Source organism: Streptomyces canus (assembly GCF_030815415.1).
In the GTDB taxonomy this organism is placed as follows: Bacteria; Actinomycetota; Actinomycetes; order Streptomycetales; family Streptomycetaceae; genus Streptomyces; species Streptomyces canus_F.
Genome location: NZ_JAUSWW010000001.1, coordinates 8,761,042 through 8,784,887, shown reverse-complemented (window position 1 = coordinate 8,784,887; position 23,846 = coordinate 8,761,042). Strand labels below are relative to the sequence as shown.

22 protein-coding genes and 1 pseudogene are annotated in these 23,846 nt (G+C 72.1%); 10 read left to right on the top strand and 13 right to left on the bottom strand.

Going from position 1 to position 23,846, the window contains the following annotated elements:
* Positions 1-61 precede the first annotated feature (61 nt).
* The gene (locus QF037_RS40685) at positions 62-1,267 is read left to right on the top strand and encodes an MFS transporter (RefSeq protein WP_373463876.1); all 1,206 of its coding nucleotides are present in this window, start codon (positions 62-64) and stop codon (positions 1,265-1,267) included.
* Between the two features lie 116 nt (positions 1,268-1,383).
* On the top strand, positions 1,384-2,115 hold the full coding sequence (locus tag QF037_RS40680; protein ID WP_307034141.1) for a maleylpyruvate isomerase family mycothiol-dependent enzyme: 732 nt from the start codon (positions 1,384-1,386) through the stop codon (positions 2,113-2,115).
* Between the two features lie 15 nt (positions 2,116-2,130).
* On the opposite strand, the gene QF037_RS40675 is transcribed toward QF037_RS40680, so the two are convergent.
* Positions 2,131-2,529, bottom strand: coding sequence for a MarR family winged helix-turn-helix transcriptional regulator (locus QF037_RS40675; protein WP_307034139.1), 399 nt, complete (start codon positions 2,527-2,529; stop codon positions 2,131-2,133).
* 85 nt (positions 2,530-2,614) lie between these two features.
* On the opposite strand from QF037_RS40675, the gene QF037_RS40670 reads away from it, so the two are divergent.
* Positions 2,615-4,096 carry an MFS transporter gene (locus tag QF037_RS40670; RefSeq protein WP_307034137.1) on the top strand — a complete coding sequence of 494 codons (1,482 nt, stop codon included), beginning with the start codon at positions 2,615-2,617 and terminating at the stop codon, positions 4,094-4,096.
* 75 nt (positions 4,097-4,171) lie between these two features.
* Complete coding sequence (locus QF037_RS40665; RefSeq protein ID WP_307034135.1) at positions 4,172-4,465, top strand: DUF6332 family protein; 294 nt, start codon at positions 4,172-4,174, stop codon at positions 4,463-4,465.
* Here the strand turns inward: QF037_RS40665 and QF037_RS40660 are convergent.
* Genes QF037_RS40660 through QF037_RS40650 form a run of 3 tightly spaced genes read right to left on the bottom strand, consistent with a single transcriptional unit; the run spans position 4,426 to position 8,503 of the window.
* Positions 4,426-5,091: a response regulator gene (locus QF037_RS40660; protein WP_307034133.1), complete on the bottom strand. Its 666-nt coding sequence runs from the start codon at positions 5,089-5,091 to the stop codon at positions 4,426-4,428. The two genes, QF037_RS40665 and QF037_RS40660, sit on opposite strands and share 40 nt — an antisense overlap.
* The gene (locus QF037_RS40655; protein WP_307034131.1) at positions 5,088-6,308 is read right to left on the bottom strand and encodes a sensor histidine kinase; all 1,221 of its coding nucleotides are present in this window, start codon (positions 6,306-6,308) and stop codon (positions 5,088-5,090) included. Before QF037_RS40655 ends, QF037_RS40660 begins: the two co-directional genes overlap by 4 nt.
* A gap of 53 nt (positions 6,309-6,361) precedes the next feature.
* Positions 6,362-8,503 carry an MMPL family transporter gene (locus tag QF037_RS40650; protein ID WP_307034129.1) on the bottom strand — a complete coding sequence of 714 codons (2,142 nt, stop codon included), beginning with the start codon at positions 8,501-8,503 and terminating at the stop codon, positions 6,362-6,364.
* A gap of 198 nt (positions 8,504-8,701) precedes the next feature.
* Here QF037_RS40650 and QF037_RS40645 point away from each other — a divergent pair, with 198 nt between their 5' ends.
* A complete protein-coding gene (locus tag QF037_RS40645) occupies positions 8,702-9,493 on the top strand; it encodes an AfsR/SARP family transcriptional regulator (protein WP_307034127.1) in 792 nt (263 codons plus the stop codon).
* Here QF037_RS40645 and QF037_RS40640 read toward each other — a convergent pair.
* Positions 9,442-10,179, bottom strand: a complete 738-nt coding sequence (locus QF037_RS40640) for a TetR/AcrR family transcriptional regulator (protein WP_307034125.1) — start codon at positions 10,177-10,179, stop codon at positions 9,442-9,444. The two genes, QF037_RS40645 and QF037_RS40640, sit on opposite strands and share 52 nt — an antisense overlap.
* 147 nt (positions 10,180-10,326) lie before the next feature.
* Here QF037_RS40640 and QF037_RS40635 point away from each other — a divergent pair, with 147 nt between their 5' ends.
* The gene (locus QF037_RS40635) at positions 10,327-10,776 is read left to right on the top strand and encodes a nitroreductase/quinone reductase family protein (RefSeq protein ID WP_307034123.1); all 450 of its coding nucleotides are present in this window, start codon (positions 10,327-10,329) and stop codon (positions 10,774-10,776) included.
* Here QF037_RS40635 and QF037_RS40630 read toward each other — a convergent pair.
* The gene (locus QF037_RS40630) at positions 10,766-12,004 is read right to left on the bottom strand and encodes a geranylgeranyl reductase family protein (RefSeq protein ID WP_307034121.1); all 1,239 of its coding nucleotides are present in this window, start codon (positions 12,002-12,004) and stop codon (positions 10,766-10,768) included. The genes QF037_RS40635 and QF037_RS40630 overlap by 11 nt on opposite strands.
* A 132-nt stretch (positions 12,005-12,136) precedes the next feature.
* Here QF037_RS40630 and QF037_RS40625 point away from each other — a divergent pair, with 132 nt between their 5' ends.
* On the top strand, positions 12,137-13,492 hold the full coding sequence (locus QF037_RS40625) for a dipeptidase (RefSeq protein ID WP_307034119.1): 1,356 nt from the start codon (positions 12,137-12,139) through the stop codon (positions 13,490-13,492).
* Positions 13,493-13,731: 239 nt separating this feature from the next.
* Positions 13,732-14,790, top strand: a complete 1,059-nt coding sequence (locus QF037_RS40620) for a protein kinase family protein (RefSeq protein ID WP_307034117.1) — start codon at positions 13,732-13,734, stop codon at positions 14,788-14,790.
* On the opposite strand, the gene QF037_RS40615 is transcribed toward QF037_RS40620, so the two are convergent.
* The 4 genes from QF037_RS40615 to QF037_RS40600 all read right to left on the bottom strand — a co-directional run bounded on the left by QF037_RS40615 (position 14,760) and on the right by QF037_RS40600 (position 17,824).
* Positions 14,760-15,800, bottom strand: a complete 1,041-nt coding sequence (locus QF037_RS40615; RefSeq protein ID WP_307034115.1) for an NUDIX hydrolase — start codon at positions 15,798-15,800, stop codon at positions 14,760-14,762. The genes QF037_RS40620 and QF037_RS40615 overlap by 31 nt on opposite strands.
* Positions 15,801-15,937: 137 nt before the next feature.
* A complete protein-coding gene (locus QF037_RS40610; protein ID WP_307034113.1) occupies positions 15,938-16,123 on the bottom strand; it encodes a hypothetical protein in 186 nt (61 codons plus the stop codon).
* 129 nt (positions 16,124-16,252) lie between these two features.
* On the bottom strand, positions 16,253-16,744 hold the full coding sequence (locus tag QF037_RS40605) for a HEAT repeat domain-containing protein (RefSeq protein WP_373463985.1): 492 nt from the start codon (positions 16,742-16,744) through the stop codon (positions 16,253-16,255).
* Positions 16,745-16,876: 132 nt separating this feature from the next.
* On the bottom strand, positions 16,877-17,824 hold the full coding sequence (locus tag QF037_RS40600) for an ROK family protein (RefSeq protein ID WP_307034109.1): 948 nt from the start codon (positions 17,822-17,824) through the stop codon (positions 16,877-16,879).
* Positions 17,825-18,018: 194 nt separating this feature from the next.
* On the opposite strand from QF037_RS40600, the gene QF037_RS40595 reads away from it, so the two are divergent.
* A complete protein-coding gene (locus QF037_RS40595) occupies positions 18,019-19,068 on the top strand; it encodes a LacI family DNA-binding transcriptional regulator (protein WP_307034107.1) in 1,050 nt (349 codons plus the stop codon).
* A gap of 514 nt (positions 19,069-19,582) precedes the next feature.
* Positions 19,583-20,361, top strand: a pseudogene (locus QF037_RS40590) (hypothetical protein).
* Here QF037_RS40590 and QF037_RS40585 read toward each other — a convergent pair.
* The 3 genes from QF037_RS40585 to QF037_RS40575 all read right to left on the bottom strand — a co-directional run bounded on the left by QF037_RS40585 (position 20,307) and on the right by QF037_RS40575 (position 23,729).
* Complete coding sequence (locus tag QF037_RS40585; RefSeq protein ID WP_307034105.1) at positions 20,307-22,085, bottom strand: serine/threonine-protein kinase; 1,779 nt, start codon at positions 22,083-22,085, stop codon at positions 20,307-20,309. The pseudogene QF037_RS40590 and the gene QF037_RS40585 sit on opposite strands and share 55 nt — an antisense overlap.
* 78 nt (positions 22,086-22,163) lie before the next feature.
* On the bottom strand, positions 22,164-22,415 hold the full coding sequence (locus QF037_RS40580) for a DUF7660 family protein (protein ID WP_307034103.1): 252 nt from the start codon (positions 22,413-22,415) through the stop codon (positions 22,164-22,166).
* An 18-nt stretch (positions 22,416-22,433) separates the two neighbouring features.
* Positions 22,434-23,729: a DUF6986 family protein gene (locus tag QF037_RS40575; RefSeq protein ID WP_307034100.1), complete on the bottom strand. Its 1,296-nt coding sequence runs from the start codon at positions 23,727-23,729 to the stop codon at positions 22,434-22,436.
* Between the last annotated feature and the right edge of the window lie 117 nt (positions 23,730-23,846).

The following is a 23,846-nucleotide window of genomic DNA, read 5'->3' as shown; positions in this document are numbered from 1 at the left end:
GGAAGCCCAAGCCGAACCCCATGCCCTTGCCCCGGCACGCCGCCCCACCTAGCCTGACTTTGTGCCGCTAATAAACAAAACCCGAACGCACAACGACGTGCCGGGTGACAAAGGGAACGCCCTCACCCGCCTCCGCATCATCCTGACCGCCTTCTTCGCCCTCGACGGCTTCATCTTCGCGGGCTGGGTCGTCCGCATTCCCGCCATCAAGGAGCAGACCCACGCCACCGCCAGCACCCTCGGCCTCGCGCTCCTCGGCGTCTCCGCCGGAGCCGTCATCACGATGACGCTCACCGGCCGCCTGTGCCGCCGCTACGGCAACCACCAGGTCACCGTCGCGTGCGCCGTACTCCTCTCCCTCAGCGTGGCCCTGCCCCCACTCACCCACTCCCCACTGGCCCTCGGCGCCGTACTGCTGATCTTCGGGAGTGCGTACGGAGGGATCAACGTCGCCTTCAACAGCGCCGCCGTCGACCTGGTCACCACCCTGAAGCGCCCCATCATGCCCAGCTTCCACGCGGCCTTCAGCCTCGGCGGCATGGTCGGCGCCGGCCTCGGCGGGGTGGTCGCCGCCCACCTCTCCCCCACCCGTCATCTGCTCGGCCTCACCGTCATCGGTCTGCTCGTGACGGCCGTGGCAGGACGCGCGCTGCTGCGGATCGAACCGCCCGTGTCGCCCGAGCGGACGGAACCGCGAGCGGGCACCGCCCCGCGCCGGCTGGACCGGCGGACCCGGGGGCTGGTGATTGTCTTCGGGATGATCGCCCTCTGCACGGCGTACGGCGAGGGAGCCATGGCCGAATGGAGTGCGCTGCATCTCCGGGAAGACCTCCACACCTCCCCCGGTGTCGCCGCCGTCGGCTTCTCCTGCTTCGCCCTCACCATGACCATCGGCCGGCTCACCGGCACGACACTGCTGGAGCGCCTCGGCCGCACCCGCACGGTGATCGCCGGCGGATCCACCGCGGCGGCCGGCATGCTGCTCGGCGCGCTCGCCCCCGAACTGTGGGCGGCGCTCCTCGGTTTCGGCATCGCGGGACTCGGCCTCGCCAACCTCTTCCCCGTCGCCATCGAACGCGCCGGAACGCTCGCCGGCCCCAGCGGCGTCGCCACCGCCTCCACCCTCGGCTACGGCGGCATGCTCCTGGGCCCGCCCGCGATCGGCTTCATGGCGGACTGGTTCTCCCTCCCCATCGCCCTCACCAGCGTGGCCGCCCTCGCCGCCACGGCAGCCGTCATCGGGTTCCTCACACGACGTCACAGTTGAGGCGCGTGACGGACGCCGACCAGTTCCTCGCCTCAACTCCCCTGAGACTCGGACAACTTGCTCAGTGATCCGCCGGGCGCCTCTTCGACCGCGCTCCATGCGGCACACTCACCCTCATGGAAACTGCCGAGTTCGTCCGCATCCTCGACCAGGAGGGCCGGTTGCTCGCCGCGGCCGCCGAACAGGCCGGCACGGGGGCCAAGGTGCCGACCTGCCCGGAGTGGCAGGTGCGGGATCTGGTGCGGCACACGGGGGCGGTGCACCGCTGGGCGGAGGCGCACGTCGCCGAGGCGCACGCCTCCCCCCGCCCCTTCGGAGGCTCGCCGGACCTCGACGGTGCCGAGCTCCTGGCGTGGTTCCGTGAGGGGCACCGACGCCTCGTGGACACCCTCACCTCCGCCGATCCGGACACGCAGTGCTGGCAGTTCCTGCCGGCACCCTCGCCGCTCGCGTTCTGGGCGCGCAGGCAGGCGCACGAGACCGCGGTGCACCGCTTCGACGCGGAGTCCGCGCGGGGCGGCACGCCGAGCGGCATCGCGCCGGAGTTCGCCGCCGACGGCATCGACGAACTGCTGACCGGATTCCACGCCCGCACCAGGAGCAGGGTGCGCAGCGAGCGGCCCCGGGTGCTGCGGGTGTGGGCGACGGACACCGAGGATGCCGTGTGGACCGTACGACTGTCCCAGGAGCCGCCCGCGGCCGTGCGGAGCGCGGAGGGGGACGCGGAGTGTGAAATCACCGGTCCCGCAGCCCAGTTGTACCTGTCGCTGTGGAATCGCGTGCCGTTCCCCGGCGTGACGGGTGACGGCACGCTCGCCGAACTGTGGCGCACGACGTCCGGGATCTGAGCCCCGGCCGCCCGATCAGTCCGCGTCCAGCATCTTCGTCAGCACCGCACGCTGCACCGGGAGCACCTCTCCGTGCAGCGTGCGCCCCTTCGGCGTGAGCACCACCCGGACACCCCGCCGGTCCTCCGAGCACATGCCGCGCTCGACGAGTCCGTCCTTCTCCAGCCGGGCGATCAGTCGCGACAGCGCGCTCTGGCTCAGATGGACCCGCTCGGAGATCTCCTGGACGCGATAGGAACAGTCACCGCCTGTGGCGCGCCGCACGTCGGCGAGGACGTCGAGCACCTCGAAGTCGCTGGCGCACAGGCCGTGTCGGTGGAGCGCACGGTCCAGTTCGCACTGGGTGCGCGCATGCAGCGCCAGGATGTCCCGCCACTGGTCCACGAGCGTCTGCTCGGCCTTCTTCGCCGCCATGGGCGCACCGTAGCAGAGAGCAGAAATTATTGCACCGTAATTAAGTGCCCTTGCATTCAATGCATGCGCATGTAGTGTCTCCGGCATGACCTCTCCGCTCAACACCCCGGCGTCCGCGGGACGTTGGACTCCCCGACTGTGGGGCACGCTGCTGGTGCTCTGCGCCGCGATGTTCCTGGACGCGCTCGATGTGTCGATGGTGGGCGTCGCCCTGCCGTCCATCGGCGCCGACCTCGGCCTGTCGACCTCGACCCTGCAATGGATCGTCAGCGGCTACATCCTCGGGTACGGCGGCCTGCTGCTGCTCGGCGGTCGCGCCGCCGACCTGCTGGGCCGGCGCCAGGTGTTCCTCGTCGCCCTCGGCGTCTTCGCGGTCGCCTCGCTGCTCGGTGGCCTCGTCGACTCCGGGCCGCTGCTGATCGCCAGCCGGTTCATCAAGGGCCTGAGTGCCGCGTTCACCGCGCCCGCCGGCCTGTCCATCATCACCACGACCTTCGCCGAAGGCCCCCTCCGCAACCGCGCGTTGTCGATCTACACCACCTGCGGCGCCACCGGCTACTCGATGGGCCTGGTCTTCTCCGGCCTGCTCACGGAGGCCAGTTGGCGCTACACCATGCTGCTGCCCGCCCCCGTCGCGCTGATCGCCCTGATCGCGGGCCTGAAGCTGCTGCCGCCCAGCGCACGTGAACAGAGCACCGGCGGCTACGACATCCCGGGCGCCGTCCTCGGCACCACCTCGATGCTGCTCCTCGTGTACACCGTCGTCCAGGCGGCGGAGGCCGGCTGGGGTTCCGCCCGCACGATCCTGTCCTTCGTGGCCGTCGCCGTCCTGCTGACCGCCTTCGTGGCCGTCGAGCGGCGCAGCCCCAGCCCTCTGATCCGGCTCGGCGTCCTACGCTCCGGCCCACAGGTCCGCGCCCAGCTCGGCGCGTTGACGTTCCTCGGCAGCTACATCGGCTTCCAGTTCCTGGTCACCCTCTACATGCAGCAGGTGCTCGGCTGGTCGGCGCTGCACACCGCGCTGGCCTTCCTGCCGGCGGGCACACTGGTGGCGCTGTCCGCGACCAAGGTGGGCACCGTCATCGACCGGTTCGGCACCCCGCGGCTCATCGTGACCGGCTTCGCGCTGATGGTCGTCGGCTATCTGCTGTTCCTGCGCATCGACCTCGACCCGGTCTACGCGTCGGTGATCCTGCCGACCATGCTGCTCGTCGGCGCCGCCTTCGCGCTGACCTTCCCCTCGCTCAACGTCCAGGCCACCAACGGCGTCGACGAACACGAGCAGGGCATGGTCTCGGGCCTGCTCAACACCTCGGTCCAGGTGGGCGGCGCGCTCTTCCTGGCCGTCGTCACGGCGGTGCTGACGGCGAACGCCCCCGCGGAGAACGCCTCTCCCCAAGCCGTCCTCGACAGCTACCTCCCCGGCCTGACGGTGGTCACCGGCGTCGCGGTCGCGGGCCTGCTGATCTCGCTGACCGGACTGCGGGTCCGGCCCCGTCGGAAGACCGTCGTGGTCGCCACGTCCACATCCCAGGAGGAGGCGGAGCGCGTGACCGTGCGCGACTGAGAGGGGGACGCCTCCCCTGTCGTGCGCCCGGCGGAGTGCTTGCTCCGTCGGGCGCACGGCTGTGACACTCGTCGTATGACCGCATACGGGGGACGACGGGATCAGGCCGCGCGGGACGCGATCACCGTCGAGATCGGATACGCGCTGTTCACGGCGGCGTTCGCGGCGGCAGTCGTCTTCGGGGCGCTCGCGGGCCCGGCGCTGCTCTTCGAGCTGCCGCAGACGGTGGAGAAGCTCCTGACGCACATGGCCCTCGCGCTGGCGCCGGTGCTGTTCGTGGCCCGGGTCCTCAGTGTGCTGCTGCGCTTCCGGCGCGAGGACGACACGGCTCAGCCCAGCCAGCCCGGCCGCACCAACCCCGACTCGTAGGCCAGCACCACGAGTTGGGCCCGGTCACGGGCTCCCAGCTTCACCATCGTGCGGCTGACATGGGTCTTCGCGGTGAGCGGGCTGACCACCAGGCGCCGGGCGATCTCCTCGTTGGACAGGCCGATGCCGACCAGGGCCATCACCTCCCGCTCCCGCTCGGTGAGCCGGGCCAGGGCGTCGGCCGTCGCGGGCTCCTTGGATCGGGCTGCGAACTCGGCGATGAGCCGCCGCGTCACCCCCGGCGAGAGCAGCGCGTCTCCCTCCACCACCGCCCTGACCGCGCGCAGGAGTTCCTCCGGCTCGGTGTCCTTGACCAGGAACCCGGAGGCGCCCGAGCGGATCGCCTCGAAGACGTACTCGTCGAGTTCGAAGGTGGTGAGCATGACCACCTTGACGCCGGACAGCCGCTCGTCGTCGGTGATCCGGCGGGTCGCCGCGAGACCGTCCAGCACCGGCATCCGGATGTCCATCAGGACGACGTCCGGGCGCAGCTCTCGCACCAGGCGCACCGCCTCCTCGCCGTCGGAGGCCTCGCCCGCCACCTCGATGTCCGGCTGCGCGTCGAGCAGTGCCCGGAATCCGGCCCGGACAAGCAACTGGTCGTCGGCGAGCAGTACGCGGATCACCGGTTCTCCTTCACTGTGAGGGGCAGTACGGCGAGCACCCGGAAGCCTCCGTCGGGACGTGGCCCGGCCTCGATCGTGCCACCCAGGGCCGCGGCCCGCTCCCGCATTCCGGCCAGCCCGTTGCCGCTGCCGCCCGCGTCGGTGCCGGTCGCGGGCCCGTCGTCGTCGATACGGAGCCGTAGCGTCGTCCCGTCGTCATGAGCGAGGTGCACGCGCGCGTGCCGCGATCCCGAATGCCGTACGACATTGGTGAGCGCCTCCTGGACGATGCGGAACGCGGCGAGATCCGTGCCCGGCGCGAGTTTCGGGGCCTCCCCCTCGATCCGCACGGCCAGTCCCGCGCTCGCCGCCTGCTCCACCAGCTCCGGCAGCCGGTCGAGCCCGGGGGCCGGCGCGCGGGGCGCGTCCCCGGGGGTGCGCAGGGTGTCGAGGACCTGGCGGACCTCGCCGAGCGCCTCCTTGCTGGCGGCCTTGATGGTGGTGAGCGCCGTGCGTGCCTGTTCGGGGTCGCTGTCGAGGAGGGCGAGGCCGACGCCGGCCTGCACATTGATCACCGAGATGCTGTGCGCGAGGACGTCGTGCAGCTCGCGGGCCATCCGCAGCCGCTCCTCGTCGGCGCGCCGGCGCGCCGCCTGCGCCTGCTCGGCCCGCTCCCGCACCCACTGCTCGCGACGGGTCCTGGCCACCTCCGCCAGCGCCACGATGGCGACACCCCAGGCGGCCACCACCCCCTCCGAGCCCCAGGAAGCCGCGTCGTCCCCGGACGGCGGCAGCCACTGGTAGAGCCAGTGGGCCACCAGGACATGCCCGGTCCAGAGGAGGCCGAGCGCCGTCCAGGCGGCCTTGCGGTGACCCGCGACGATGGCACTGAAGCAGCCCAGCGCGAAGGTCACGAAGACCGGTCCGTAGGGGTATCCGGCGCCCAGGTAGAGCATCGTGGCGGCCGCCGTGCCGAACACCACGGCCACCGGGTACCGCCGGCGCCACAGCAGCAGTCCGGCCGCCACGACGAGCAGCACGCGCGCGAAGGTGTCGAGCGGGGCCCGCTCGGGCACCTGCTGGTCGGCGGCGAAGCGGGATCCGCCGAGCACGAAGACCGTGATCAGCGCGGTGGACAGCCAGGGCCACCGGGAAGCGAGCTCCGCCTCGTTCCGGCGGTGCCACCACGGCGGCCCGTGCCGCCACCACAGACCTCCGGATACCCGCTGCTCGTCCATGTCCGCCACGCTAGACGCCGCCCGCCGCCCGGGACGTCAGCCGGGCGTGGTCATCACACGTACTCCCCGCGAAGTACGTCGCCCTCCCTGACCCGCAGCCGGCGCAGCCACGTCGGCGCCCACCAGTTCGCCCGCCCCGCGAGCCGCATCGTCACCGGCAGCAGGACGACCCGGATGAGGGTGGCGTCGACGAGGATCGTCAGGGCCGTGCCGACGCCGAGTTCCTTGAGGAAGACGACGCCTCCGGTGGCGTACGACAGGAAGGACAGCGCGAGGATCCCGGCCGCGGCGGTGATCAGCGGCGCACTGCGCCGGATGCCCTCACCGACCGCGCGCCCGGTGTCGCCGGTCCGCTCGTGCTCCTCCTTGATGCGGGCCAGCAGGAACACCTCGTAGTCCATGGAGAGCCCGTACGCCACGCAGAACATCAGCACCGGGATGCTCGGCTCGATCGAGCCGGTCGGGGTGAAGCCGAGGAGCCCGGACAGGTGTCCGTCCTGGAAGACCCAGACCAGACAGCCGAACATCACCGACAGGCTGAGCAGGTTGAGCACGGTCGCCTTCAGCGGCAGCAGCACGCTGCCGGTCATCAGGAAGAGGATCACGTACGTCGCCACCAGCACCAGGCCCACGGCGATCGGCAGCCGGTCGAGGAGGGTGGCGCGGAAGTCGGTGGTCTCGCCCGGGTAGCCGCCGACGAGGGCGGGGGCCGGGGCGGCGGTGTCCCGGATGCGTTCGACGAGGGCGGGGACGTTCCCGTACATCGCCTCCTGTGTGGGTACGACGGCCAGGCGCGCACGCCCGTCGGGTGCCGTCAGCCGGTCCTGGCCGGGGGCTCCGGTGCGCCGGCCGTCCCGGTAGGCGCCGTCGGGGGCGTCGACCTGGTGCACGCCGGGGATACGGGAGAGCCGGGCGGCGTACGCGCGCGTGTCAGCGGGTTCGGTCAGGACCACCTGGACGGTGTCGGTGGGTTCGGCGGCGAACTCGCGGTGGACGATCTCGGAGGTGGTGCGCGAGGACGTGCCCGCGGGGAGGGTGCGCTCGTCGGGGAGGCCGAAACGCAGGCCGAGCAGGGGTGCGGCGGCGACGAGCAGGACCGTGAGGACTCCGGCACCGGCGAGGAGCGGGCGGCGCATGGCCGCCAGCGCGGTGCGGTGCCAGAAACCGGAGGCCGGTGCGGCGGGCCGTTCCACACGGTGACCCCACAGGGCGAGCGCGGCCGGCAGGACCAGCACGGCCCCGGCGACCGCGCAGAGCACGACGAGGACACCGGCGTACGCGAACGAGCTCAGGAAGAAGAACGGGAACACCAGCAGCGCGCACAGCGACACGGCCACCGTGATCCCGCTGAAGACGACCGTGCGGCCGGCGGCGACGGTCGCCGCGAGAACGGCCGCCTCCCGGTCGCGGCCCGCGCCGCGCTCCTCGCGGTAGCGGTGGATGACGAACAAGCCGTAGTCGACGCCCAGTCCGAGGCCGAGCACGAGGGCCAGGTTCGCGGCGAACGTCGACACCTCGGTGAACTGCGCCAGCAGGCGCAGGCCCGCGAGTGCGCCGAGGACGGACAGCAGCCCGACGCCCACGGTCAGCAGTGCGGCCACGGTGCGCCGGTAGACCAGGATCAGCAGCAGCACCACGACCGGCAGGCCGAAGGCCTCCGCCCGCAGGAAGTCGGCGCGGGCCTCCTCGCCGACCTGCCTGGAGATCTCCTCCTGCCCGCCGACGCGGACGTCGAGCTCGGGGGTGGTGCGGGTCAACCGGGGTGAGAGGGCGGCGAGTTCCTCGCGGATCTCGGTGGCGTTGCCCGCCAGGTGAACGAGGACCAGGGCGCGCCGCCGGTCCTCGCCGCGCAGGGCGGAGCTGCCGGCGTCCCAGTAGGAGGTCACGTCCCTGGCCAGCGGCAACTCCGCGACCTCCGCGACGAGTTCACGCGCGGCCCGCTCGGTGCGCGCACTGTCCACGTCACCGTCGCGTGCCGTGACCAGAAGGGCGAGATCGGGGTTCCCGGTGCGGAAGTCCTCACGCAACAGGTCCCCGGCACGCACCGACTCGGTGCCGGGCGCGCTCCAGCGCGACAGATCGAGATCCTGCTGGGCGCCGGCACCGTAGGCGCCGAGACCGAGCAGGACGAGAAGTGCGCCGGTCAGCACGGCGCGACTGCGCCGCACCGCCAGACGGCCGAGCCGGGTGAGCATGGGGCAGCCCTTCCAGGGGAGTTCGGGATCGAGTGACGCGCCCACAGTCCGCCCGCTCGCTGGAAGGCCCGCTGGAAGATCCACTGGAAGACGCGAAGGACATCGAACGGATGCGTGACGGCGTCAAGCCGTGGACCTTCGTCGCGCGCGGGGGCTGGTCATCCCGGAATGAGGCTCGGACGGCGTTAGGCTCGACGCATGGGTGAGGGGACTGCCGGGACCGTGCGATGCGAACTGCTGGGTCCGCTGAGGGCGTTGCGCGACGGCGCCGAGATCCCGCTGGGCCCGCCGAAGCAGCGCGCGGTTCTCGCCGTGCTGTTGCTCCAGGAGGGGCGGACCCTGTCGTACGACGGGCTGGTCGAGGCGGTGTGGGGCGGGGCGCCGCCGGTGCATGTGCGCAACCTCGTGCAGAAGTACGTCTCCGGGCTGCGCCGCGCGCTCGGGGACGGTGTGCTGCTGGAGTGGACCGGCACGGGGTACCGGCTGACCGGCGCCGTCATCGGCGACCTGGCCGACCGGCGGCTCCTGGTGGACGAGGCGCTCGCCGCGCGCGACACCGGTGAGGTGCGGCGAGCGGTCGAACTGGCGCGTCGGGCCGAGGAGTTGTGGCGCGGTGACTTCGCGGAGGGTCTGCGGGCACCCTGGTTGGCGGCGGAGCGGCTGCGCTGGGCGGAGAAGCGGCTCACCGTCCTGGAGGCACGGCTGGAGGGCGAGATCGCGCTCGGCCGTTCCTTCGAGTACGTCCATGAGCTGGTCCGCCTCGTGGCGACGCACCCTCTGCGCGAGCGGCTGGCCGAGCTGCTGATGCTCGCCCTGTGCCGCCTCGGCCGCCCCTCCGACGCGCTCAGCGCCTACGAGGGAACCCGGCAGCGGCTCGCGGAGGCGATGGGCGCGGACCCGGGACCGGCGCTGCGGTCCCTGCATGCGCGGGTGCTGCGTCAGGATCCGGAACTGCTGCCGTCGCCCTCGCCGGTCGTGCCGGTCGGCTGAGCCGCCAGCCCCACCCCGTGGGCGAGTTGGGTCACGGCCTGCCGGAAGAACGTGTCGCGGTCCTCGACGACCCGGTTGAACTGCCCGAACAGCTCGAACCCCACCAGCCCGAACAGCTGGGCCCAGGCCGCGACGAGCGCCGCCACCGACCCGGGCGGCAGGTCCGGGGCGAGGTCGGCGGCCATCCGCTCGGCTTCGGGGCGCAGTCCGGCGGAGAGCCGGGGCTCGCTCAGGGCGGCCCCCCGGTGGGCGTCGCGGACGATGCCGATGAAGACGAGGCCGACGCGGGAGGCGGCCGGGACGGTGGTCTCGGGCGCGGTGTAGCCGGGCACCGGCGAGCCGTAGATCAGCGCGTACTCGTGCGGATGCCGCAGTCCCCAGCCGCGCACCGCCTCGCACACCGCGGTCCAGCGCTCGGCCGGCCCCGCGGCCGCGGCCTTGTCGTGCGCTCCCTCCGCGCTCTCGCCGAGGGAGTTGTACGCGTCGATGATGAGGGCGGTGAGCAGGTCGTCACGGCTGGGGAAGTACCGGTAGAGCGCGGACGACACCATGCCGAGCTCGCGCGCGACGGCCCGCAGCGAGAGCTTCGCGGCACCGTCGGCGGCGAGCTGTCTGCGCGCCGCGTCCTTGATGGCCGCGGTGACTTCGATCCTGGCCCGGGCACGGGCGCCGTGTGCGGTGCTCATGGGTGCCAGTGTCCCATGAATACAGAGCGGTGCACACAAACAAGAGCACCGGACAAAAAAGAGAGCAGTGCTCTTGCTTTGGAGCACCGTTCTGACGCAGACTGAGGGCACAGCGAGAGCACCGCTCTCCATCCGATGGGGGTCACCATGTCGCAGCCGTACTACCTCAAGGGCAGCCCGCTCAACGTCCGCTTCAACAGCGTCTTCGGCTGGCTGGCCCGGCACGGCTTCAGCCTGGCGGGGATGGCGGAGATGTCGGTGCGCGGCCGCAAGAGCGGCAAGATGCAGCGCATCCCGGTCAACCCGCACACCTACGAGGGCGAGCAGTACCTGGTCTCGGCCCGCGGCCACTCCCAGTGGGTGCGCAACATGCGGGTGGCCGGCGGCGGGGAGCTGCGGGTCGGCCGCAAGGTCCGCGAGTTCACCGCGGTGGAGCTACCCGACACGGAGAAGCTCCCGATCCTGCGGACCTACCTGGAGAAATGGGGCTGGGAGGTCAACCAGTACTTCCAGGGGGTCACCGCGAAGTCCTCCGACGAGGAGATCGTCGCGGCGGCCCAGGACCACCCCGTCTTCCGGATCACCGTCAGGAAGTGACCTCGTCGCCGTCGGGTACCTGGCGACGGTCCAGCGTGGCCAGCAGACGCTGGGCCATGGGACGGCCGCGGACGAGCTCACCCAGCGTCGTGGACCCGCGGGTGATCTCCATGAACGCCCTCCAGGCCGGCCGGAACCCGGTCAGCGCCGCGTGGAAGAGGCCGGGGCGGCGCTCGAACGCCATCAGCAGCCGCTTGCCGACGCTCATCTCCACGCCCAGCCCCGCCTTGATGGCGAACGCGTAGTTCAGGGCCTGGCGCCGGGTGTCCACGGCGTCATGTGCCTCGGCGATCCGCACCGCCCACTCCCCCGCGAGCCGCCCCGAACGCAGCGCGAACGAGATGCCCTCGCGTGTCCACGGCTCCAGGAGTCCCGCCGCGTCCCCGCACACCAGCACCCGGCCGCGGGACAGCGGCGAGTCGTCGGCCCGGCAGCGGGTCAGGTGACCGGAGGAGATGCCCGGTTCGAACCCGGCGAGGCCGAGCCGCCCGATGAACTCCTCCAAGTACCGCTTGGTCGCGGCCCCTTCACCGCGCGCCGAGATCACCCCGACCGTGAGGGTGTCGCCCTTGGGAAAGACCCAGCCGTAACTGCCGGGCATCGGCCCCCAGTCGATGAGCACCCGCCCCTGCCAGTCCTCGGCGACGGTCTGCGGCACCGGGATCTCCGCCTCCAGGCCCAGATCCACCTGGTCGAGCTTGACCCCGACATGAGCTCCTATCCGGCTGGCGCTGCCGTCCGCGCCCACGACCGCCCGCGCGAGCACCGTCTCGCCGCCCTGCAGGACCACGGCGACGGTACGCCGGTCCGGCACCGCCGAGCCGTGCTGCTCGACCCGCTGGACGGCGACGCCCGTGCGCAGCTCGGCGCCGGCCTTCTGGGCGTGCTCGACGAGCTGGTGGTCGAACTCGGGCCGGTTGATCAGCCCGAACAGCATCTGCTTGGAGCGACGCGTCCGGGTGAAGCGGCCGTTGTGCGAGAAGGTCACCGCGTGCACCCGGTCCCGCAGCGGCAGCTCGAAGCCGGGCGGCAGGGAGTCGCGCGAGGGACCGATGATGCCGCCGCCGCACGTCTTGTAGCGGGGCAGCTCCGCCTTCTCCAGCAACAACACACGCCGGCCGGCCACCGCCGCCGCGTACGCGGCCGAGGCACCTGCCGGCCCCGCACCCACCACGACGACGTCCCACACCTGCTGCGCGTCGTCCGCCGAAGAGTTCTCGCTGGTCACGATGGTCTACTGCTCCGATCAAGCCCGTTGCCGCACCTGCCTCCCGCATCCTACGACCGTCATCGTCGCAGGCCACTGTGGGAGGATCTCCATACCCACATGTACAACGTCGCACCTACAAGGAGCGTGCCCATGTCGTCGAATCCGGTCGCCGAGACCGTCGCCTCGCTGATGCCCAGGGCGCGGGCGGAGCTCACCGAACTGGTGGCATTCAAGTCGGTGGCGGACTTCGACCAGTTTCCCAGGAGCGAGAGCGAGGGTGCCGCCCGCTGGGTCGCCGACGCGCTCGGCGCCGAGGGCTTCCAGGACGTGGCCCTGCTCGACACCCCGGACGGCACCCAGTCGGTCTACGGCTACCTGCCCGGCCCCGCGGGCGCGAAGACGGTCCTGCTCTACGCGCACTACGACGTGCAGCCGCCGCTGGACGAGGCCGCCTGGACCACTCCGCCGTTCGACCTGACCGAGCGCGACGGCCGCTGGTACGGCCGCGGTGCCGCCGACTGCAAGGGCGGCGTGATCATGCACCTGCTCGCCCTGCGCGCACTGAAGGCGAACGGCGGGGTGCCGGTGCACGTCAAGGTGATCGCCGAGGGCTCCGAGGAGATGGGCACCGGCGGTCTGGAGCGGTACGCCGAGGAGCACCCGGACCTCCTGGAGGCCGACACCATCGTCATCGGCGACGCGGGCAACTTCCGGGTCGGTCTGCCGACGGTCACCTCCACCCTGCGCGGCATGACCCTGGTCCGCGTGCAGGTCGACACGCTCCAGGGCAACCTGCACTCGGGCCAGTTCGGCGGCGCGGCGCCCGACGCGCTGGCCGCGCTGATCCGCGTACTGGACTCGCTGCGCGCCGAGGACGGTTCGACGACGGTCGACGGCCTGGCCCCCGAGACCGGGTGGGACGGCCTGCAGTACGACGAGCAGCAGTTCCGCGAGGACGCGAAGGTCCTGGACGGCGTCCAGCTGATCGGCTCCGGCACGGTCGCCGACCGCATCTGGGCGCGCCCCGCCGTCACGGTCCTCGGCATCGACTGCCCGCCGGTCGTCGGCGCCACCCCGTCCGTGCAGGCGAGCGCCCGCGCCCTGGTCAGCCTGCGCGTGCCGCCGGGCGTCGACGCCGCCGAGGCGACCAAGCTGCTCCAGGCCCACCTGGAGGCGCACACCCCGTGGGGCGCCCGGATCCGCACCGAGCAGACAGGCCAGGGCCAGGCCTTCAGCGCCGACACGACCAGCCCGGCGTACGCGGCGATGGCCGAGGCCATGTCGGTCGCCTACCCGGGCCAGGAGATGCAGTACGCGGGCCAGGGCGGCTCCATCCCCCTGTGCAACACCCTCGCCGCCCTCTACCCGCACGCCGAGATCCTCCTCATCGGCCTGAGCGAGCCGGAGGCCCAGATCCACGCGGTGAACGAGAGCGTCTCCCCGCAGGAGCTGGAGCGCCTCTCGGTCGCCGAGGCACTGTTCCTGCGCAACTACGCGGCAGGCTGACCGACTCCACCGTCACCAGAAGGCCCTCGCCCACGGACGGGGGCCTTTCCGCGGTCGTCGGCCAGGCCGGTCTTCGGCGCCCCGACGCCGAGAGCGCCTCTGTCATGCGGAGGCCGCCAAGACGCGCTCGGCGCGGAAGTGGCCTGTTTCGGCCACGGGGGATCCGGTGATCGGCCAAGCCTCGGCGGCGCTGCGGAGATCGGCGGACTCATCCACGGCATCCGGCCGAGGATGAGTCCATGTTCCGCACCGAGCGCCGCACCGCCCATGCCGACATCGCCACGTCCCTCGCACTCCTCAGCGACACCGAGCTCAAGGAGCTGGTGGATTCCGGGTCGCCGCTCGGCACGGGGATCGGCGGACGTACGGCACGTGTCGAGGTGGACGGCAGACGGGTCTTCGTGAAGCGGGTGCCGCTGACCGACCTTGAACTGCGGCCGGAGAACGTCCGGTCCACGGCGAACCTCTTCCGGGTGCCGCCGTACTGCCACTACGGCATCGGCGCCATCCCCAGTCCAGGCTTCGGCGTCTGGCGGGAGCTCACCGTGCACGAGATGACCACCGACTGGGTGCTGGCGGACACCTTCTCGGGCTTCCCGCTGATGTTTCACTGGCGGGCCCTGCCCGAGTCCGGGGACCTCCTCCCGACCCAACTGGCGGACGTGGAAAGCACCGTCGGCTACTGGGGCGGCGATCCGGGGCTGCGCCAGCACGTCGAGGCCATACGGACGGCCACCGCGAGCGTCGCGTTGTTCCTGGAGTACATCCCGCACACCGTCCACGACTGGCTTCGCGCCCAGCTGGCAGCGGGCCGCGCGAAGAGCGCCTGCCGCCTGGTGGAACAGGGGCTGGCGGACGTCACCTCCTTCCTCCACATCCACGAACTCCTGCACATGGACGCCCACTTCGGGAACATCCTCACCGACGGCCGCCGGCTCTACCTGTCCGACTACGGCCTCTCCCTCACCTCACGTTTCCAACTCACCCCGTCCGAGCGCGACTTCTTCGACCGCCATCGCCCCTACGACCGCGCGTACACCTCCCTGTACCTGGTCTTGTGGCTCGTCACCGAGTTGTACGGCTACCGCGGCGATCAACGCTCCGCCTTCATCCGCGCGTGCGCCGACGGCGCCCGGGCGGAGGGCATCCCGGAGGCCGCCGCCGACGTCATCGCACGGCATGCGCGGACAGCAGTCGCGATGGACGAGTTCAGCAGGCGGTTCCAGGAGGAGAGCAGGCTCACGACACCGCCGTACGACTCCTGGGGTCAGGGCGCCGGAATGCCCGCCTCCAGATAGAGCGCCGCCCCACGCTCCCGCGCCCGCAGGGCCCAACGCAGCCGCTCGTACCGCACCGGCGGCAACAGCTCGGCGGCCTCCGCCTCGGTCACGAAGCGCCAGGCGCGCAGTTCGGGCCCCGGCAGAAGGACCTGCTCAGCCTCTGCAGAATCGAGGCGGCCGCCGTCGAAGAGAAGGCGCAGACCGCCGTAGCCGGGCGGCCGCGGCTGTTCCCAGTCGACGACGAGGAGCCGCGGCACCTCCTCCAGCCGTATCCCGGTCTCTTCGGCGACCTCGCGGATACCGGCCCGCGCGGGGGCCTCACCGGGTTCGACGACGCCGCCGGGGAACTCCCAGCCGGCCTTGTAGGTGGGGTCGACGAGCAGCACCCGGTCCTGCTCGTCGAAGAGGAGGACTCCGGCGGCGAGCGTCTCGGCGGTCGGTTCGGGGGTCTGCACGATGTCGCAGACGGGTACGGAACCGGATCCGACCGCCTCCGCGATGCGGACGGCCGTCTCGTGCGGGGTGAGGGCACCGTTGTCGACGGGGTGGGCGTCGGCGGTCAGCCAGGAGGCGAGGGCGGTGCGGTACGGCTCGATGTGGTCGTACGACCACTGCTGTATCCGTATGTCGCCGTCGGGCAGGGCCGGCGGGAGTTCCCGCCCGGCTATTCGCTCCCGCAGGATCGTTTCGGCCGGAGCGAGAAGCAGGTGCCGGACCGTGATCCGGCGGGCGGCGAGGCCACCGAAGATCTCATCGCGGTACTCCTGGCGCAGCAGGGTCATGGGGACCACGAGGGTCCCGCCGAGTTCGGCCAGCATGGCGGCGGCCGTGTCGATCACGAGACGTCGCCAGATCGGCAGGTCCTGGAAGTCGCCGACCTCGGCGAGGTGCTTGGGCGGGAGCAGGTGCGTCAGCGCTCCGCCGACGACCTCGGGGTCGAAGAGCGTGCTGTTCGGGATCAGTTCGATCAGTTCTCGTGCGGTGGTGGTCTTCCCCGCACCGAACGCACCGTTGATCCAGACGATCACGGTTCCCCCTCTTCTGTTGGCCCCCTGAGGCTTGCCCGCTTCACCCTGCCACGGAAACCAGCCCCAGTTGAGGGGGCGCATACGACGGCGCCGGCACCCCCTGACGTGAGGGGCACCGGCGCCTTGTTCGGTCGGCCTCAGCCGTTCTGCCCGAGGGCGGTGTCGTCGACGGAGAGGCTGTCGCTGGCGATCGTGTCGCCGAGCGTGCTGACGGTCTTGTCCAGGTCGGGCAGGTCGTCCCCGAGCGCGTGCGACGGGGTGACCGCGGCGACGACGAAACCGGTGGCCATGGTGGCGATGGCGAGCATGGTGCGCTTCTTCATGCCCTGATCAACGGCGCGGGCGACCCGGAGTCACGGGAACACCGACGAAAGCGGCCGGCGGACGTAGGGCAGTGCCCGGGTCCGGCGCGCGGTGACGCCTGGGCCCGGGCACCCGTGCTCTGCCGGATCTCACTCCTCGCCGGGCATCTTTCCCGGCTTCGGCTGAATGCCGGAGTCCCCCATGCCCCGGTCGGCGCCCGGTCCCTCGCCGGGCATCAGGCCGGTCGTGGGGCCCTCGCCGGGCATCAGCCCGCTGTCGGCCCGCTCTCCGGGCATCGTGCCCAGCGGCTGCTCACCGTTCGGCACGGGCTCGGCCGGCACCGCCTGCGGGGCGAGGGCGGCCTGCTGAATACGGTCGGCCAGCTCCGTCGGCGGGTCCGCGGGGACGGCTGCCAGAGCCACCTTGCGCACGCCGGGGTCGTCGTCCGCGACCAGGTCGGAGAGGACCGCGGCGGCGGACTCCGGAGGCAGACTCGCCGCGGCACTGGCCGCCGCGACCCGCAGCGTCGGGTCGTCGCTGCGGGCGGCCGTGGTCACGACGTCCTGCCCGGCGTCGCCCGCCAGCTGCCCGGCCGCGTAGGCCGCCTTGGCCGCGAGCAGCGGATCGTCGCCCGCGACCAGCCTGCGCAGATGGCCGGAACTGGATGTTGGTGAAACCGGGCACTCATCGGCCTGTTGAACGCACTCGGCGGCTGGACCCGACGGTCGTCCGTCGGGTCCAGCCGCCGAGTGAACGTTCCTGCCGAGGACCGGTCAGACCGCGGCCACGTCCGCGCGCTTCGCGAGCGCGGCCGCCGCCGCACCCACCAGACCCGCGTCGGTGCCCATCTGGGCCGGTGTGACCACCAGACGCTGCACGAAGGACAGGGTGGCGTACTCGGTCAGGGCCTTGCGCAGCGGCGTGAAGAGGACGTCGCCCGCCTTGCCGACACCGCCGCCGATCACCGCGATGTCGATCTCGACGAGTGTCGCGGTGGCGGCGATACCGGCGGCGAGGGCCTGCGCGGCCCGCTCGAAGGAGGCCACGGCGACCGGGTCGCCGGCCCGGGCGGCGGAGGCCACCGCCGCCGCGGAGGTGTCGCCGTCGGGGCCGGGGCGCCAGCCGTTCTCGACGGCCCGGCGGGCAATGTTCGGGCCGCTGGCGATGCGCTCCACACAACCGCGCGAACCGCATGCGCACGGGTCGCCGTCGATATCCACGCTGATGTGGCCGATGTGGCCGGCGTTGCCCGTCGGACCGGGGTGCAGACGTCCGCCCAGGACCAGACCGCCGCCGACGCCCGTCGAGACGACCATGCACAGCGCGTTGTCGTGGCCGCGGGCCGCGCCCTGCCAGTGCTCGGCCGCGGTGATCGCCACACCGTCGCCGATCAGCTCGACGGGCAGTCCGCCCGTCGCCTCCCGGACCCGCCGGACCAGCGGATAGTCGCGCCAGCCGGGCACGTTCACCGGACTCACGGTGCCCGCGGAGGCGTCCACGGGTCCCGCGCTGCCGATGCCGAGGGCGGAGGCGCTTCCCCACAACGGCGACGCGGTGAGCTCGCCGAGCACCTCCTCGACGGCCCCCATCACGGTCTCGCCGTCCTCCTTGGCGGGCGTGGCGCGCTGGGCTCGCACCAGGATCCGGCCCTGGTCGTCGACCAGCGCTCCGGCGATCTTGGTGCCGCCGATGTCGAGCGCGGCCACGAGGTCGGTGTGCATCAGTGTGTGATCTCCCGGTCAACCATGAGCAAGTGTGGGCCGATCCCGGGGTGGGGGCACGGAACCGGAGATTGCGGTGGACAGTGTCCCCTGCATCTGACAACGTTGTCCAGGCTCTATGCTCGACGCCACATCCTCATACAAAATCATGAACGCCGCACCTTTCTCGGACGACAGGAACAGGACGCCGCATCGTGCCCGACTCCACCCGCCGCGCAGATCGTCTCTCCACCTCGCGTTACGGCAACCGTCCGACGATGAAGGACGTGGCCGCGCGCGCCGGGGTCGGGCTCAAGACGGTCTCCCGTGTGGTCAACGGCGAACCGGGCGTCACGCCGGAGACCGAGCGCCGGGTCCAGGAGGCCATCGACGCGCTCGGCTTCCGCCGCAACGACAGCGCGCGGGTGCTGCGCAAAGGCAGCACCGCCAGCATCGGGCTGGTCCTGGAGGATCTCGCGGACCCTTTCTACGGTCCGCTGAGCCGTTCCGTCGAGGAAGTGGCCCGTGCCCACGGCGCCCTGCTGATCAACGGCTCCAGTGCGGAGGACCCGGACCGGGAGCAGGAGTTGGTCCTGGCGCTCTGCGCGCGGCGCGTGGACGGGCTGGTGGTCATCCCGGCCGGTGACGACCACCGGTATCTCGAGCCCGAGCTGAAGGCGGGCGTCGCCACGGTGTTCGTGGACCGTCCGGCCGGACAGATCGACGCCGACGTCGTCCTCTCCGACAACTTCGGGGGTGCCCGCGACGGCGTCGCTCACCTCATCGCCCACGGGCACCGCCGGATCGGCTTCATCGGCGACATGCCCCGCATCCACACCGCCGCCGAGCGGCTGCGCGGCTACCGGGCCGCCATGGAGGACGCGGGCATACCGGTCGAGGACGCCTGGATGTCCCTCGGCGTCACGGACCCCGAGCGGGTGCGCCGGGCGGCCGAGCAGATGCTCTCCGGACCGACGCCGGTCACCGCGGTCTTCGCGGGCAACAACCGGGTGACGGTCACCGTGATCCGCGTCCTCGCCGAGCATCCGCGCCGCATCGCCCTGGTGGGCTTCGACGACATCGAGCTCGCCGACCTGCTCCAGCCGGGCGTCACCGTCGTGGCCCAGGACGCGGCAGCCCTCGGCCGCACCGCCGCCGAGCGCCTCTTCCGCCAGCTCGACGGCACTCTGCTCGTCCCGGAACGCATCGAGCTGCCCACCCGCCTGATCACCCGCGGCTCAGGCGAACTGCCGCCGGCGGACTGAGCGGCCGGTGGAGCAACGCACACGCGAGGCAGCTCAACCCGAACAGGTCCCGGACGGTCACGCGAGCGGTCCGTCACAGCCTGGCCCGGTGCCCGAGGCGTCGAAAGACGATCCACAGCAGCCCTCTCCCGCCCCGGGCGCAAACACGCCCGGCCTGCCACAGACAGGTTCACCGCCCAACGCGACACCAGGCGATCCACGGCAGCCCCAGCCAGACCGGGACGGACACGCCGACTGCCCGTCACCACCAGGTCCGGCGTCCGAGGCGTCGAAAGACGATCCACAGCAGCCCTCTCCCGCCCCGGGCGCAAACACGCCCGGCCTGCCACAGACAGGTTCACCGCCCAACGCGACACCAGGCGATCCACGGCAGCCCCAGCCAGACCGGGACGGACACGCGAGCGGTCCGTCACAGCCGGGTTCGGCGTCGGAGTCCCCCTCGCGGCTGTCTTCGGTCGCGGCCGGCCGACGGAGCGGCCTACGAGACTCGGGACCCGCCCCGGACGGCCGCACCCTGGAGGCTCTGGGGCTGGCCGAGGCGCCGCGTGATCATCCGTTGCTCTATCCGGGTGCCTGGCCGGCCGACTCCGGGCTGTTGGACGGGGGCCGTCTCCTCCCCCTGGACCGGCTGCTGTACGAGGACCGCGTCCCCGTTCTCGCCGTCGGCTCCAACGCCAGTCCGGCCCAACTGCGCCACAAGATGGCCGAGTACGGGATCACCTCCCCCATTCCGATGGTGCGGACCCGTGTCACGGGTATCGACGTCGGCGTCTCCGCGCATGTGAGCCTGCTGGGCTATGTGTCCGCCTCGCCGGTCGACGCACCCGCTGCCGTACGGGAGTTGTTCGTGACCTGGCTCGACGCGGAGCAGTTGGCGGTGGTCGACGCGAGCGAGGGGGTACCGCTGCCGAGCGGCAACTACCAGCGCGTCTGGCTGCCCTCCCCCGAGGTCCGGACCGAGTTGGCGGACGGCACGCGACTCCCGGGCGTGTACGTGTACGTCAATCGCCACGGTGTCCTCCACGACGGCACCGGCGTCCCCCGCACCCACCCGGGCCAGCGGGCGCTGCTCACCGAACTCCTCGTCGGCTCCGCCCGGTTGAGGGAGCTGTTCGGGGTCACGCCCGAGGAGTTCTGCGCCCGGGCACGGGCCGACCGGGAACTGTGCCGGCAGGGCACGCGGCTGTTCAAGGAGAGAAGCTGGTCACCTCGTCCGGCCTGGAGCGCCACGTGCGGGCTCAGCAGACGGGGAGTCCCGGCACCGGTTCGTCGTTGTCGCCGCCCTTGATGTAGACGTCGCTGACGTAGACGTTCGTGTTGCCGCTGTCGTCGTCGGTCCTGGCCCACCAGACGTTGGTCCACTCGCCGTCCGTCACCCGGCGGCCCAGGTTCTGCTGGCAGTAGAAGTAGTTGGTGCCCGCTTTGAGGATGCCGACCTCGGTCCCGGAGGCGGTGTAGGAGTCGGCGGTCTTCCAGACCGTGCAGTTGTACTTGCCGCCGCCGATGGAGGAGCAGGCCGGGGCGGGGGGCGTCGCGTCACCGCCGCCCGCGGTCTTCGTCGGGGAGGACGTGGTGGCCCGGCCCGTGGGGGTACTCCCGGTCGTGCGGCCCGGTGTCCCGGTCGCCTTCGGGGTCCTCTCGGCCTCCTGCCCGGTGGGCTGGGGATCGTCCGTGCGGACGGCGCCGCCACGGCCGCTCGCCGAGGAGGTGACTCCGACGCCGGTGGCGGACGCCGTGGGTCGCGCGCCGGTCTCCTTGTCTCCGCCGTTGTTCAACAGGGCGACGGTGACTCCGGCCGATGCCAGAACGACGGTGACGGCCGTGGCGGCGAGGAGCACGCGGCCCCTGCGGGGGGAGGGTCGCGTGGTGTGCGCGGGTCCGGTGACAGCCGGGGCCGGCGGTCCCGGGGCAGTTGTACCGAAGCCCTGCGGAGGCGGTCCCGCATGGCCGGGAGCACCGTAGCCCTGCGGGGCGGGGACGCCCTGGCCGGGAGGGCCGAAACCCTCCGAGCCCGGTCCATCCGTCGCGAAGCCCTGTCCTGCCGGAGCGAGGGGCGTCACCGGCCCGAATCCCGGCGGCACCGACGGCACACCGCGCTCCCTTTCCGCCGACGCCGCCCCCGCCGTACCCCGCAGGGTCGTCGTCGGTGCATCCGTGCCGCCTGCGTCCGCGACCGCCCGCAGCAGTTCCCGCGCCTCCTCCGCCTCCGGGCGGCCCTCGGGCCGCTTGTCCATCAGCCTCCGGAGCACGGGTCCGAGCGCTCCCGCGCGAGCGGGTTCCGGGAGCGGCTCGGTGACGATCGCGGTGAGGGTGGAGAAGGTGGACGTACGACGGAAGGGCGAGGAGCCCTCCACCGTGGCGTACAGCGTGGCGCCCAGGGCCCAGATGTCGGAGGCCGGGCCGGGGTCGGCGCCCTGGGCACGTTCGGGTGCCAAGTAGTCGAGGGAGCCGACGAGTTCGCCGCTGTGGGTGAGGTGGGCGGCGGAGCCGTCGCCCAGGTCCTCCATCGTCGCGATGCCGAAGTCGGTGAGGACGACGCGCCCCGACCGGTCGAGCAGGATGTTGCCGGGCTTCACGTCCCGGTGCAGGACGCCGACGCGGTGGGCGGCCGCCAGCGCGTCCATGACCTCGGCGCCGATCCCGGCCGCCTCGGCCGGATCGAGGGGGCCGCGCTCGCGCAGGACGTCGTCCAGGGAGGGTCCGTCCACCAGCTCCATGACGATCAGCGGGCGGCCGTCGACCTCGGTCACGTCGTGGACGGCGACGACACCGGGATGGCGCACCCGGGCGGCGACGCGGGCCTCGCGCTGCATGCGCAGCCGCAGGCCGGCGAGCTCGGGGACCTCGGAGTCGGTGTAGGTGTGCAGTTCCTTGACGGCGACCTCACGGCCGAGGACCTCGTCGACGGCCCGCCAGACCACGCCCATGCCGCCCCGGCCGAGCTGAGCCACGACGCGATAGCGCCCGGCCAGCACTCGGCCGGTCTCGTCCGTCCGTCCGTTCTCCCCCGATGACACCGTTGCCCCGTTCCTGTGACCCGTCCGCGCGTGTCGCCCAGACTAATCCGTCACGCACGGCTCCTCGGGCGCCGCCCGTCACTCGTAGTCGGTCGCCGCACGCAACGCCCGGGCCAGGAAGGTCCAGTCGCCCCCGGCGGGGCGGTCCTTGTCGAAGTTCCGGTACCAGCCCGGCGCGGAGTCGATCCACGCCGAGAGCGCCTCCAGGAAGGTGTCGACGGTGCGGTTCTCCCACTCGTCACCGCGCTGGAGGCACTCCTCGTGCAGTGCGCGGACGAACGCGGCCAGTTCCTCGCGGGTGCGTGTCTCGTCATCGGGTGCGAGCGTCATGGCCGCAATCTACGGGCCCTACTGGCCGGAGATCGTCAGGTCCCCGCGTCGGGGTGCCGCGAAGCGCTCCAGGTCGGTCCTGGTCAGGCCGGTCAGGCGGGCGACCTCGGCGATGTCGAGGGCGCCGCAGTCCAGGCCGCGCAGCAGATAGCCGCCGAGGGCCTTGGCGGTGGCGGGCTCGTCCATGACGTCGCCGCCGGTGTGGTTGGCGTAGCGGGCGAGACGGGCGGCGGCCTGCTCGAAGCCCTCGCGGTAGAAGGCGAAGACGGCGGCGTACCGGGTCGGGATGTGGCCGGGGTGCATGTCCCAGCCCTGGTAGTAGGCGCGCGACAGGGCGCGGCGGGTGAGGCCGTAGTGCAGGCGCCAGGCGTCGTGGACCTTCGCGGTCGGGCCGACCGGCAGGACGTTCGTGGAGCCGTCGCAGACGCGTACGCCGGTGCCCGCGGCCGCGACCTGCATGATCGCCTTGGCGTGGTCGGCGGCCGGGTGGTCGCTGGCCTGGTAGGCGGCGGAGACGCCGAGGCAGGCGCTGTAGTCGAAGGTGCCGTAGTGCAGACCGGTGGCGCGGCCCTCGGCGGCCTGGATCATCCGGGCGACCGTGGCGGTGCCGTCGGTGGCGAGGATGGACTGGCTGGTCTCGATCTGGATCTCGAAGCCGATCCGGCCGGGCTCGAGGCCGCGCGCCTTCTCGAACTCCTCGAGGAGGCGCACCATGGCGGTGACCTGCTCGGCGTACGTCACCTTCGGCAGCGTGAGGACGAGCCCCTCGGGCAGACCGCCGGCTTCCAGCAGGCCGGTGAGGAAGATGTCCAGGGTGCGGATGCCGCGGTCGCGTACCGCCGTCTCCATGCACTTCATGCGGATGCCCATGTACGGGGCCGCTGTGCCGTTCCGGTACGCCTCGGCGATCAGGCGGGCGGCACGGGCCGCGTCCTGGTCCTCGTCCTTGCCCTGGTAGCCGTCCTCGAAGTCCACCCGCAGGTCCTCGATGGGCTCGCGCGCCAGCTTGGCGCGCACCCGGGAGTACACCGGCTCGGCGAGTTCGTCGGACAGGCCCAGTACGGCGGCGAAGGACGCGGCGTCCGGGGCGTGTTCGTCGAGGGCGGCGTGGGCCTGGTCGCCCCAGGAGCGCAGGGTGTCGGCGGCGAAGGCGTCGCCGGGGACGTAGACGGTGTGGACGGGCTGGCGGGTGCCGGGGTCACCGGGGTAGCGGCGCTCCAGCTCGGCGTCGACCGGCGCGAGGGAGGCGCTGATCTCCTCGCTGACGGCACCCGCGAGGCTCGTCGCCACCTGCTCCTGCTGGCCCTGACCCATGCCACACCCTCCTATTTTCCGCTCTACGGAATCAACAATCCGTAGAACGAAGTTATCCATGGAGTTCCTGCCGGTCAACACCCGTCCGCAGCATGAGTCACCCCCGTCATTCCAGAC